Raw genomic sequence first — 13,977 nt, forward strand, 5'->3', positions numbered from 1 at the left:
TAAGTTATTTCTGTCTGAATTCTAGTTCCTGTAAGTTATAAAATTCAGTCTTCTTTAATTTTCTTTTCGTTTTGTCGCAAGGACAGCAGCAGATAAGGCAAGACCGACGCTAGCTAGGAAGATAGCTGTATCCGATTGGCTTTCTCCCGTTTCTGGCAATCTCTTCTTATCTTCTGTTGAAACTGAAGTTTTAGATTCTGAAAGTTTACCTTGACCTAATTGACTAATCTGATACTCAGGTTTTTCAATTGTTGGTGCTGCTTGATCGCCTGCTGTAGCCAATAGCCCTGTGTAAGCTGGCTTTTCGTTTACCAAAGCTTCTACCGCATTAGCACCGCCTTTATATTCTGGCAATTCATGAACTAAGGCTTCTACTGCATTGGCTCCACCTTTGTATTCTGGAACTTCATTGACAGCTGCTTCTACTGCATTAGCGCCACCTTTATATTCTGGCAATTCATGAACTAAGGCCTCTACTGCATTGGCTCCACCTTTGTATTCCGGAACTTCATTGACAGCTGCTTCTTCACCTGCTGTTCCAACTGGTCCTTTATACTCAGGTACATCAAAAATTGGTGCTACTTCTTCACCAGCTGTTCCAATCGGACCTTTATACTCAGGCACTTCGAGAATTGGTGCTGCCTCTTCACCTTTACTACTTGTAGGAACATCTGGTTTCACAGTCTGATCTTGTAGTTGGTTGAGATATTCTGCAAAATAGGCAACCATTCTTTCAGTCAAGAGATGGTTATCCGTAGCATATTTCATGCTAGCTACTACACTTGCTACTTCCTCTTGATTTTCTTTGCTGGTCAATTTTTGAGCTTTCGCTAAAGCTGTTTCATAACCTGACAAATCAAGAGCTGTTTCTGCCACCTGTGGACGACTAAAGATCAACTCTGCAGCGGCTTGATATCTATCACCACCGTCTCCATAAGTCTTAGTACCTGTCAAAACAATTTTCTTAGCCTTGATTGTCTTACCAAAGTCAATGTCTTTTGGTTTATTGTTATCTGGCCAATCAGTTGCAGTAAAAGTATGCTCTTTACCAGACTCATCTGTCACAACCAGTTTCACATCTCGCAAATTACCATTTGATCCTGATCCGCGTGGCACATAACGGAAGCCTGTGATTTCTGTCGCTTCTTTCAAGACCATAGTTGCAGGTTTGCCAACATCTCCACCACTCCAAGACGTATGCCATAGACTTGACAAGTTACCATCAAAGGCATTTGCTAAATCTTCTCCCGCTTGCGCTGGAGCATTTAGACTTTCAAAGTCTTCTGCTACCAAGGCTGTTTTCTTTTGTACCAAGGCATTCTTCAGAGCGTCAATCTTAGCAATCTCAGCACGCGCTTCTTCCACGCTAATATCATCATCTGCTTGACTGAGGTTAAAGACAGCTTCCTTCAAGGCATCCATAGATTCCTTAGTATAGTTGGTCATAGCAACCGTTGGCAAGTAGTTCTTCAGAGCATTTTCTGTCAACATCTTACCAGTTAGAGTGATTTCCTCGATTTGAAGTTTATCCATGATGAAGTCGTTGTAACCACGGAAGTTAGCATTTCCACCAGAATCTCCACGAGTATTACTTGCGTTACCAGTTGAGTAGATACCAACCCAAGTATCGCCTGTTTCTGCACCTGTTACGAGGAAGGTTACCTTCTTAGCTTTCTTAGAATCTGTCCAAGTATTTGGCAATTCATGCATTTCTAAATTGCTTGCTTGATTACCGCGACGTCCTGATTGGAATTCTCCCTTACCGACTACAAAGGCGTAGGTATTGTCAGAGCCTGCTTCATATTCAAAGGTTACACGATAAGTCTTACCAGCTTCAAAACGGAAGTTTTGAGGAATTGTTTGGTAAACCAAGTTACGACGGCTCACTAGTCCATTTGTCTTCAATGACCAATTTCCTTCGATGACATCATCGACTTTCTTACCATTCCAATCGCGTTGTGTATATGGATCATGTTTTTCAGATAAGTGAGTACGATTATCCTCAACTCCTTCGATACCACCAATTACAAATGGGAAAATACCTTGAGCGACATTTTCAAAGTCTTGTTTAAATGTTCCTTTAGCTGTATCATGATTATCTCCGTACATACTTGAATTGTTTTCAAAGGTACGAATTTCATCAAAGTAAGTTGCTTCATCACCAGCTTCACGACTCAAAGTAAGAGTGACATTTGATACATCTGAACCTGTTGTAAAGAAGGCATACATGTTTTGGAAGTAACTTGTATCGTCAACTGTAGCATTATCACGACGAGTATTATGGGCATAGGCCTTAACATAGTTAAGAGCTAGTGACTTATTGGTATAGCTAGTTACTTCCTTTTCACCAGTATTCACTGTGATACTTGCCTTAGCATTACTACGGTTATCAACACCAACATAAACGGCATACTTAGTATTTGGTTTCAAGCCAGTCAGTTTCTGAGTAAGGCTGACTGTGCTCTTGTTGCCTTGGATACGAAGCATTTCATTTGCGCCTTGTGATTTGACAATTTCTGCTTTAGAAGCATCACCAGAAATAGTCCAGTGTTTCAAAGTTCCACTGTTAAATCCTTGGTCATAGATATGCATGCCTTCACTCCATGACATTTCAGGATTAGTTTGTTTTGAACGGTAGAGAACATATGGTTGATTTGCCAGAAGGTCTAGGGTAATCTTGCCATCTTTTACAGTTAATTCTTGCTCTTCGGTCTTACCTTGGTCAGTTAGCTTGTAAAGGTAAACCTTGCTATTTGCCCAATCACTCGGAAGTGTCCAAGTTGTTGCACCAGCTTGCGTATTGAAGTAGTACATCTTTTCCTTATCAGTAGGAAGTTTCTTACCATTTGCATCCCAGTTCCAAGGAGTCAAGTAAGCTGAACCATCTTGGATGACACGTCCGTTAAGTGTTACTGTACGTTCACGATATTGTGGGCTATTGATATCATTTGACTTACGAGTCACAACTACCTTATTGTTGTCAGCATCTACCAATTCCACTCGCATTTCTGGAGTCCATTTATAGGTGCTACCGTTATCAGACATGGTAACAGGTGTACCATTTTCCCATTTACTTACAGTGAAGTGTTGGAAGTACTTAGTCATGACGTCATGGGCAAATAAGTTGGTTACATAGCCATTGTAGTCACTTCGTCCTTGCCAGCCTTCAAAGTCTTTCATACTATAACCACCTAGAAGTGGGTAGTTGGCTGCACCACCATAACTTCTGTAGTCACCGACCCAAGAATCTTTTTGGTGGTTGCGTATAAAGCGTGTGATGACACTGTTGATACCTTTATTAGTGTAGCCACCATAGGTCAAATCAGCTGCCCAGTGTTGGAAGGTAGAGTCGTATTCACCACCATGGCCCCACTCAATCGCAAAGCGCCAGCCTTGTTTGTTAATTTCTTTAGCAAGAACGTGGGTAGCCCATGCTCCATTATCACCTGATTGCCCATTGCCCCAAACGTCCACATAGATAAAGTCAAGGCCTTCACCAAGTTTGTTTTTCAACTCTTCCCAGCGAGCTAAGCGTCCATGCGCCAAGTCATAAGCAGCATCAATGTTGATACCTTGGTCTAGCCAGTTCCAACCATAGCTGTAGCTTCCATCTGGATTCTTACGAAGAATATTTTCGTTAAAGTATTTAGACTCAGGATAAGTTTCAGAAGCGTTGACGTGGATACCTAGATGAGCTCCATATTTCTTCGCTTTCTCAATCAAAGCCTTGAAGTCTTCGACACCACCAATACGTTTACCAATATCAGCATAGTTCAAGTGGCCTGAGTCATGACCTTCACTACCATAACCTTTAAGAAGGACACCTTGTCCAAGACCATCTGTATGGAGATTGATCTTCTTGATACCATCCAAGGTCATAAGGAATGGGTTTTGTGCTTGAGAACCAAAGTTCATCGCAATACGATAAGCTGTGATATCCTTGACTTTTTCCCAACCTTGAGGGTTGTTCATGATGCTACGATAAGCAATGGCACCATCTTGCCAGTCCACTTTCTTATCCGCATTAGCATCTTCAGTGATTACAACCTTGGCACTTGGAAGTTCTTTCGTATATTCTGGGAAGACAATGCCCTTATAAGCTTTTTCCCATTGCCATTCAGAGCTATGAATTCCGACATAGTTGGCATTTCCAACTGTTTCTTTATAAGCTGTCAAACGAGTCCAGTCATTAGAACCACCACCGTAGCTGTTTTGAGAATTACTCCAAACACCTGCAGCAAGCTTATCTGTAGAAACGAATCCATACATGTAACCCTTAGCCAAGTCCTTCATTGGATTGGTTACTTCAATATGATCATCCCCGCTGACATGGGTATTGTTTGACATGGTTGCCCCATCAAATTTAGCACCAGCTTGGTCACTTGAAACAGATACCAAAGCATTCCCGAGGAAACTAATAGTAGAGAGTAATTTTCTTTCATCGTCAATCTTTTGACCTGGAGTGACTTGATTGTGGTTGACAATCTTAGTTACATCAAAATGTAATTGATTGTCTACAACTTGCAGACGAACTGTCATATCCGCATTGATAAGATTAGCCTCATCACGGAGTTTCATTTCATATTCTGCAGTTGTTTCATTGATTTTCTTATAAGTAACCTCAGGAGTGATTTTGTGGTTATTGATAAATATTTGATTGAACTGTTGAACCTGTCCAGGTAAAGTATGGCCATTCAGTGTGTATTCCTTGACACGTGGAAAGGCTTGGTCAATCACTGCTTTTAGGACTTTAGACTGGATGGTATCATAAGTCACTTTACTATCATCTACCACCGCTCCAGTTTCTTTTTCAGCAGTAGCTTCAGTAGCTTGAACTCCGTCTTGATTGTCAGTCTTAATATTCACAACTGTCTTTTCAGTACCATATGTACCAGCTTTAAGTAGGATTTTCTTTTCATTTTTAAGATTTTCATTAACAGCCGCTGGCAAAGTAACTGTATCAAAAAGTTTTACATCATTATTTGTTGCATTCAGCTGACCATCTGATTTTAAGCTAATAGTCAGATGATTCACTGAGCCATTTACTGGAGCTGCAACACGACCACCCTGATACCATGTGCTATTACCTGGTGTCTTGTATTCCCAGAACCAACCTGATTTATCATATCCAACAAAGACATTATTATTTGTATCTTTAAATTTCAAGAAAACACCAAAACGTGATTTGCCTGTTTCAGACTCTTCTTTGAAAGTGAGATCTACATTCGCATTCCCATTCGCATCCACAGTCAATCCTTGCTTTTCAAACAAGGCTGGTTTGCTAGCATTGTCATTTTGATCTGTTGAAGATAACTTATTGTAACGAACACCATTTTCTTCACGAATAGCAACAGTCCCTTGCTGTTCTTTTCTTGCTACAGTTTGCCATTCAGGAGTGACTTCCTTTGGTGTCTCTGGCTTAGCTGTCGCTGGTTTTTCTTCTTTCGGCTTATCTTCTTTTGGCTTTTCTTCAACTGGTTTTTCAGTTTCCTCTAAATCAGCAGGTTTTGAACTAGAGATTCCCTTAATATGATCTTGGATCCATTTTAATTGAGCTGGAGAGAAAAGAATTCCTCCACTACGGACACCGACCACACCATTTTGATGAACGCCAATCAATTTACCATCCGTGTCAAAGATACCGCCACCGCTAGCACCTGGTTGTCCACCTTGATAACCAACTCCTTGAACACCTTCACCATAAGATTCAGCAAAATCCACAGCAGTGTTAATAACTGGCGCCAACTTACCAGCAGGATAGCCAAACATATTGACTTTATCCCCAACTTTCTTAACAACTGGCTTTTCAGTAACTTCAACAGGAGCATTTTCAAGAACTGTACGCAATCTCACAAGAGCCAAATCGTTCTTATAGCCCTTTAGATAACCATCTCTATCCCAGTGAATCACATCTTTCTTGCTAAATTTCACATCTTCTAAACCAGGGTAAGAGATACTAAAAATATCGCCATCCCCTTTATCATTATCCACAACTTTACGGATATTTCCATCTTGTTGATCCTTGATAAAGTTGTGAGAAACAGTCAAAACAAGATCCTTACCAATGACAATACCACTACCTTCTCCTGATGGAGTCTTAATCTTAACAGTAGCACCATAGTTCAATTCTCCATTTTTTGTTTTGGCAACATCTTCAGGAACTAGACTACCAGTATCTTGTGCTAATTGATCTTTATTTACCTCTTTACCATTATCAGTAGCTTTTTCAACTTTACCTTCTAATTCTTTCGGCAACTTGTCAGTAGTTTCTTTGTTTTCCTTTTCAAGAGCTAGTAACTCTTCTTCAGTTTTTGGTCCATCCGTTGTTTCAGCAGAACCTGGATTTGCTGCTGCAGCTTCTTTATCGAACTCCCGCCCATTATCGAACTCCCGCCCATTATCGCTCGCTTTTTTATCCAAATCTGCCAGCTCACTTGGTAAATTATCTGTTGAGCCAACTGTTGGTGTGTTAGCCAATACTGGAGCAGTAGCAAAAAAACTAGCCCCAATCATAACTGAAGCAGCACCTAGTGCAAATTTACGAATGCTGTATGTACATCGTTTTTCAAAAAATCGTTTATCCATTAACTCCTGATTCCTTTCACCAATCTTCGTAAGCGTTTACATTTCTTGTTCGAAAAATACTCCTTTCTATCTGAAAAGTGCAATGCTTAACGTTTATAAAAATAATTACACTTTTAATATAACAATTTTTAATAGATAAAGCAATAGAAAAGCTAGGAAAATTGCTAATTTTTTTCTTCATTCTGACAAAACCATACTCTGAAATTAAGGGGAAAATTGTAACATAATAAAAAGGATTTAGCATTCCTATCGAATGCCAAACCCTTTATCAATCAGTTTCTATAGATGATTAAAATCTATTTCACATGTTTTGCGAGTTCTTCTTGCGCTTTTTTATTGGATTCTTCTTTTTCTCTCATCCATTTATCTTGAGCTTTTTGGTATTCATCAGCAGTAACTGCCTTGTCTTGAAGTTCCAAGTATTTGTAAAGGAGCGGATCGCTTGTCCCCTTGTTACCAGAGAAGGCAAACGGCATCGTAAATGGTACCATCTTAGACAAGATTGGGCGACCAGTGAGTGATGTTGTTGGAATAATCAAGGCACTATCTGTCAACCAAGCTTGGGCTACAGCATACTTATCATAACGTTTTGCTACATCTATTGTCTCGTTTCCAGCTTCAATTACCAATTTCTCATAGTCGTTTAGACCAACCTTCTTAGCTGCAGCATTATCTGTACCAGAATCAAAGCCAAGGTAGGTTTTAGTGTTTTCACCAACTGATGGTTTGATAATATCGAGGTAAGTAGATGGATCCGCAAAGTCTGGAGTCCAACCAACATTATCTGAAATATCCCAATCTTCCCCAGCTGCTGTTTCAGCAAAGTAGGTAATATTCAAGACTTCATCTTTTTGTAGTTGTTGAATATCAATTACGACATTATCTGCACCCAAGGTTTCTTCAACCGATTGTTTGAAAGACTGTACACGTTGAACTTTTGTAGTTGCTGTCTGGTCAACTGGCATATCTAGGTGAATTGGGAATTGTACTCCCTCAGCTTGTAGAGCTGACTTAGCTTTAGCAAATTCTGCCTTGGCTTTTTCAGGATTATATAGTCCATCTTGGGCATCAGCAAGGTTCACATCCTTCCATTCATCCCCATAAGTCACCAATTTTTCTTTGACCATATCGCCAAAGTTTTTCCCATCTGCTTGGACAAATGTTGGTGGTACAAAAAGATTACGCAAAATTTTGCTTGCACCACTGGCACCGTTCACTTGTGAAGCATAGGCCGTACGATCAAAACCAAAAGCAATAGCTTGGCGGAAATCCTTGTTTAAGAGAGCCTTTTTAGTAGAGGTCTTTTGTTCGTCACTAGTCTTAGAAGTATATTTGTAAGACTGGCGGTCAATATTTGTACCAACTAGATAAGTCGTAGAGTCTTGTTGGGTATAGACAATATTGTCCTTCATCGTTTTTTCAAGTTCTGCGAAACTTGCACTTGTTGGATAGAGGCGGGCTGCTGTAAGGCTACCATCTTTAAAGTTTTCTGCAGGTTTGCTGGTATCTTGACCATCCCAGAATGACAATTTTATCTTATCAACATGAACATTATCCTTATCCCAGTAGTTAGGGTTTTTTGCAAATTCAACGGAAGATTTAGCCACAAGAGATTTTAACAAATAAGGACCATTATACAAGATACTGCTTGGATCTGTCGCTTTAGCAAAATCATCCCCTTTTGAGTTCAAAAACTCTTCATTAACTGGTGCCAAGACACCCATTGTTGTTTTAGAATTCCAAAAACTTTCAGGTTTGTTCAAAGTGTATTGGACTGTTTGATCGTCAAGGGCTTTAATTCCAACTTGAGAAAAATCTTTATTTTCCCCTTTAGCATAAGCATCCAGACCCTTGATTGAATCTTGTACCAAGTAAAGAGCTTGTGATTTCTTATCTGTTGCATATTTAAGACCTGTTACAAAGTCTTGAGCCTTGACAGGAGCATATTCTTCACCTTCAGATGTGTACCACTTGGCATCCTGACGAATCTTATAAGTGTAGGTCAAACCATCTTTAGAAACTGACCAGTCCTCTGCCATAGAGGGAACAAGATTCCCATAACGGTCATTTTCAAGCAATCCATCAATGACGTTACTAGTAATGTTTGAAGTAGCTGCCTTGCTGGTTGTCAAATAGTTGAGATTATCTGGGTCTGTCTCGTAGGTAAAGGCGAAGGTCTGCTCACCTTTAGTAGCAGAACCACCAGAACAAGCCACTAAGACACCAGCTGCTAATAAAGTGACTCCCGCAAGAGCCAATACTTTCCTTGTTTTCATAGTATTCTCCTTTGTTTTTCTATCCATTATAGACCCTTTTTCTAACCTTGTCAACAGAATTTTCAGAATTTTCATTTTTAGTTGTTATTTTCTGACAACTATCGAATCTTATTTCATTTTTTAATCTCTCTTTAACTATAAGAAAAGAGGGAATCCAGTAACTCCCTCATCCATCTATTTAAATCATTTTTAGATTTATTAATTTAAAGCTTGTAATGCAGAAAGAAGATAAGAACCTTCACGAATTTTTTGACCTACGGACTTAGCATTTTTGATCAAATCCTGATACTCTTCTTGAGACAAATTGTCCAATACTTCTTCTAAATCAAGTAAACTCTCAACACTAATTCCACACTCTTTTTCTAAGACGAAATTAGCCAAAGCAGATTGCCCCCAGACAATAATAGGAAAACCAGAAGCCAAATAAAGGGATGCCTTGTGGGAATTATTGTATCTCAAATACTCACCAAACACTCCGCTACAAGTTTTAGAACTATCACCGTCCCAAACCAAACCAAAACTTCCTTCTAATGCTGATGGTAGTTCATCTGGAAGAAAGGAACCAAAATAGGTTGCATTTGATAGCTTTCTAGACTCATCAAAACCAACACCATAGAGGTTATATGCCGGTCTTGCAGGCAACTCATATAAGTAACCTGCTTTTTCTTGGGCTAAATTTCCAGCTACAATAATAGCCCCTTCCTTCGATAAATCTTCTTTGTCCTGATAATTCGGGATCAGATAGTCAAAAATGCCTAAACTAACTATTTTCTTCTCAGAAATCCCCTTATCAACAAGCACTGATTTCATAACTGGATTATGAGCAATAAGACCATCAGCTTGTTTCAAAAGACTTGACTCTTGAAGATGAACACGAATCTTATGCTTCAAGGGTACTGTATCCAAATTAGCATAGCGCAAAACTTCTAAATCATGGATAATAAAGTGAACCTTCACTCCTTTACGTTGGATTCTTTTGACTAAATGAGTCGTAAAGAAACTATGATGAAGCATAGGAAATTGAATCAGTAGCTGATCCCCTTCCTTCAACTTAGAGATAGCTTTGGATAGGGCTTTGGCCTTATGTCGTTGGGCTCTAATAGTCCCCATTTGATACCAATCATCTACCATCAATAACAAAGGACTATAGCCCTCACGAACTACTATTTCTTCAACATCATTTCGAGCCTTATTTCCCGCATTTCGTGCACCAGAATCCTTCAGAAATTCTTCTTTTAGATAATATTTCATCTATCAATTTTATCCTTCGTTATCTTATTTAAACTCTTCCTCTACAACATTTAGGGCACGTTCAATGACCACATGCATGTCGTAGTATTTATAATCGGCCAGACGTCCGCAGAAAATGACCTTATCATTCTGCGCTGCTTCTTCTTGATACTTAGCAAACATAGCATTGTTTCTCTCATCATTGATTGGATAATAAGGTTCATCTCCTCGTTTCCAATCTGCTGGGTATTCACGAGTAATGACCGTTTTATCTTGCGTACCATACTCAAAATGTTTATGCTCAATAATACGAGTATAAGGAATTTCTCGTTCTGTATAATTAACAACGGCATTCCCTTGATAATTTTCCTCATCTAGAACTTCATGCTCAAAACGAAGACTACGGTATTCTAACTCACCATGTTTATAATCGAAATATTGGTCAATCATCCCTGTAAAGACAACTTTTTCAGCAGAAGCTTCTAATTCCTGACGATTGGCAAAAAAGTCAACTCCAAGTTCTACTTCAACATCTTTCAGCATATTTTCGATAATGACATTATAGCCACCGATTGGAATGCCTTGGTAACGGTCATTGAAGTAGTTATTATCAAAAGTCAAACGAACTGGTAGACGTTTGATGATAAACGGTGGGAGGTCTGTCGCAGAGCGTCCCCACTGTTTTTCAGTATATCCCTTAATCAATTTTTCATAAATATCTGGGCCGATCAACTTGATAGCCTGTTCTTCCAAGTTTTTCGGTTCAACGTCCTTCATATGAGCCGTTTGCTCAGCAATCTTATTTTTCACTTCTTGAGGAGTTTTTGTCCCCCACATAGCATAGAAAGTATTCATATTGAAAGGTAGATTATAAAGGCTACCCTTGTAATTTGCTACAGGCGAGTTGATGTAGTTGTTAAACTCAGCAAATTGATTAACATAATCCCAGACTTTCTTATTAGAAGTATGGAAGATATGAGCGCCATATTTATGAACATTAACACCTTCTACATTCTCACAATAGATATTCCCACCAATGTGATCACGTTTATCAATAACTTTTACTTTTTTTCCACGCTTGGTTGCTTCATAAGCAAAAATTGCTCCAGACAGACCAGCGCCAACGATTAGATAATCGTACATATTACACCCCTTTATTTCTGAATAACTGTTGTTTTATATCTCGTAGATTTATAACTTTAAAAATCAAAATTAAACTGATATAAATTATTGTCCCCAAGATAGTAGAAAGTCCTACATTTAATACAGACGGTAAATTCAATAAGTCTTTTACAAAAAACAGAATTCCATACATCAATCCTGATGAAATCATAATTTTTATCATAGATCCTATAATCGGAACATCTCTTAGATAAGAGCGAGTAAAGAATAACTGTATAGCCCAAACCAGAGACTCTGTTAAAACAGATACAATTGCTGCCCCTATATAGCCCAATTTGGGAAGAAAGAGAAGATTTAATCCGACACTAACAATAGCAGGAATTGTGGTTGAAAGCATGAACTCTCTATTTTTATTATGGGGAATCAAAATTTGAATCCCCATAATATTTGTCCAACCAATAAAGAACATTCTTAGAATCATAATAGCTATTGCATAGCGTGCATCTTGAAAATCTTTTCCCAGAAAAAAGTTAACAAAATCATCGTTTATAATTAACATACCTGCCATAATGGGGAAAATAACCAAATTATAAATCAGAAATGACATCTCATGCATTTTATTAACTGCTTTATGATTTCCTGATGATAAAAGATTTGAAACTCGTGGTAACATGACACTTCCCAATGAAGTTACTAGGGTCAATAAAATATTGACAAGCTTCAATGCTTGATCATAGATTCCTACATCTTTTGTTGAAGCTAAAGCTCCCAGCATTGTACGATCCAAAGTAACATAGAGCGATATGGCAATCTGAGGTAAAAACAATAAGATAACTGGCTTCAAATGCTGCTTAGCATATTCCCAATCAAAGTGCGGTTTCCCAATAAACTCTCTTGCCGGCAACCACATACTTAGTTGTCCCAACAATTCAAAAATGGTAAGCAAGAACACATATAAATATAGGTCGCTAGCTGATTTTATAAATAGAAAAATAGCAATGACGCCAACTAGTTTCACTGTAATATTTCTGACTGTAATTTTTCGAAAATCCTCTAAACCTTGGAATAGCCAAGAAATATCTAAACCTTTAGAAAGTAAACTTAATCCTAAAATATAAGCTACTGGGTTTTGCATTAACGAAAAAGTGAGACAAAGCAAAATATAGAGAGTCAGTGATAAGATGGTTGCTCCAAGTTGTAAAGTATAAATTCCCCAGAAATTTTTACGAATTGTTTTTCGATTACCAGAAATTTCCTTTGTACCATAATTGGCTACCCCCAAGGTAGCCAACAGGATAAAGTAGGTAACAATAGAATTATAATAACCATAAGTTCCTAAATCATCAGAACTAAATACTCTGGTAACATATGGAGTCGTAATAATCGGTAAAATAATGACTAATAATTGATATGAAAGATTGTATGCATAATTTTTAAGAACCTTCATAGGGAGCATATTCCTCACTTAACTACTATTATAAACGGCGAAAATTAATCTGTCCAAAAATGATGATGTTAAATAGATTAAACTTTTTTTGGTACAAAAATCACTTAACTAGCCTCAATTTAGAACCAAGGATACATATAACACAAAAACTTTAAACATCTTGATAATTATACCTATACTTACTCCAAGAAATACCCATCAATAACAATAATGGATTGTACATTAATTCAAAAAATTGTGGATCAAACATTGAGTGAAGTATCAGTACAATAAAAACAAGCATCTCAACTGTATTAAAGTGTCCTCTTTTATTTAGTTGATAGAAACTATACCAAATAACAACTAGTAGAATCACTCCATAATGCAACAAAATATTTACAAAAGATGAATCAACGTATAAATAATTATCAAAAACAGACGTAGCCCTTTGTTGCAATTCCCAATCAATTCTTTGACCAAACAGATGTACACCATATAAAGATAGTGTCTTATGTCCTAAACTTAGTCTTCCTGTCAAAGCTACGTTTAAAATTTGAAAGAGTTTACTGTTTGCGTTATAAAAATAAGTCAAAATGATAGGAATAAGAATCCCTGCAGTCAACGTAATTTTACCAATGGCATTCAGGATTTTTTGACTAACTACTTTATTTTTAAATATGTACACCAATACTAATGCTAGAATTGAAAGAAAGAAAGCTGATTTCGTATCAGTATTAACGTAAAAATAATAATTCAGTATTCCAAACAATAAAATTTCTGACAATCTGATTTTACTTTTTCTTAAATATAGATATACCAAAGTCAGATGAAATAAATAATTAGCACCGAGAGTAACATATTGGTATCCTTGGCTAAAACGGAATCGCCCTCCTAATTGAACCCTCAGCGTATTTTCAATAATGCCAAACTTTAATAGACCATATATAGAAATCATTAATAGTACTATCGAAACTGTCCAGAGAATCAAAACTTTTCTAAAATTCACATTGTTTATAGAAATAATAAATAAGATTGTTGAAATTATTGTGAGGGCATCAAAAAGCTTATGTGTTGTAATCCCGATAATTATAGCCAAGCAGAAAGCTGAAAAGAAGAATATCAGAAACTTACTCGAGTGTCTCTCTAATAGTAGTTTAAACAGAAGTATGACAATAGACACTATCATAGCAACTATTCGAAAACGATAAATTTCAGGGTATTTATAGACTAAGTTTGTTTGAGCTATGAAATTAAAAAGCAACCAAATAAAGAAAGCTGAAAAATATAATAACTCTGATAATTTTATTTTTATTTTCATATTTTTACCTAAGTTTGTTT

General features: G+C 37.5%; 6 protein-coding genes. All 6 read right to left on the reverse strand.

The window, feature by feature from the left end:
- Positions 1 to 54: 54 nt before the first annotated feature.
- The 6 genes from JJN14_RS08590 to JJN14_RS08615 all read right to left on the reverse strand — a co-directional run bounded on the left by JJN14_RS08590 (position 55) and on the right by JJN14_RS08615 (position 13,957).
- A complete protein-coding gene (locus tag JJN14_RS08590) occupies positions 55 to 6,585 on the reverse strand; it encodes a SpGH101 family endo-alpha-N-acetylgalactosaminidase (protein ID WP_201058430.1) in 6,531 nt (2,176 codons plus the stop codon).
- A gap of 296 nt (positions 6,586 to 6,881) precedes the next feature.
- Positions 6,882 to 8,861: a peptide ABC transporter substrate-binding protein gene (locus tag JJN14_RS08595; protein ID WP_201058431.1), complete on the reverse strand. Its 1,980-nt coding sequence runs from the start codon at positions 8,859 to 8,861 to the stop codon at positions 6,882 to 6,884.
- A gap of 198 nt (positions 8,862 to 9,059) precedes the next feature.
- Positions 9,060 to 10,112, reverse strand: a complete 1,053-nt coding sequence (locus JJN14_RS08600; protein WP_201058432.1) for a sugar transferase — start codon at positions 10,110 to 10,112, stop codon at positions 9,060 to 9,062.
- A gap of 24 nt (positions 10,113 to 10,136) precedes the next feature.
- A complete protein-coding gene (gene glf / locus JJN14_RS08605; protein WP_120718981.1) occupies positions 10,137 to 11,234 on the reverse strand; it encodes a UDP-galactopyranose mutase in 1,098 nt (365 codons plus the stop codon).
- Position 11,235: 1 nt separating this feature from the next.
- The gene (locus JJN14_RS08610) at positions 11,236 to 12,660 is read right to left on the reverse strand and encodes a flippase (protein WP_201058433.1); all 1,425 of its coding nucleotides are present in this window, start codon (positions 12,658 to 12,660) and stop codon (positions 11,236 to 11,238) included.
- Between the two features lie 151 nt (positions 12,661 to 12,811).
- The gene (locus tag JJN14_RS08615) at positions 12,812 to 13,957 is read right to left on the reverse strand and encodes an oligosaccharide repeat unit polymerase (RefSeq protein ID WP_201058434.1); all 1,146 of its coding nucleotides are present in this window, start codon (positions 13,955 to 13,957) and stop codon (positions 12,812 to 12,814) included.
- Positions 13,958 to 13,977: the final 20 nt, after the last annotated feature.

The sequence above is a fragment of the Streptococcus mitis genome, from assembly GCF_016658865.1.
In the GTDB taxonomy this organism is placed as follows: Bacteria; Bacillota; Bacilli; order Lactobacillales; family Streptococcaceae; genus Streptococcus; species Streptococcus mitis_BT.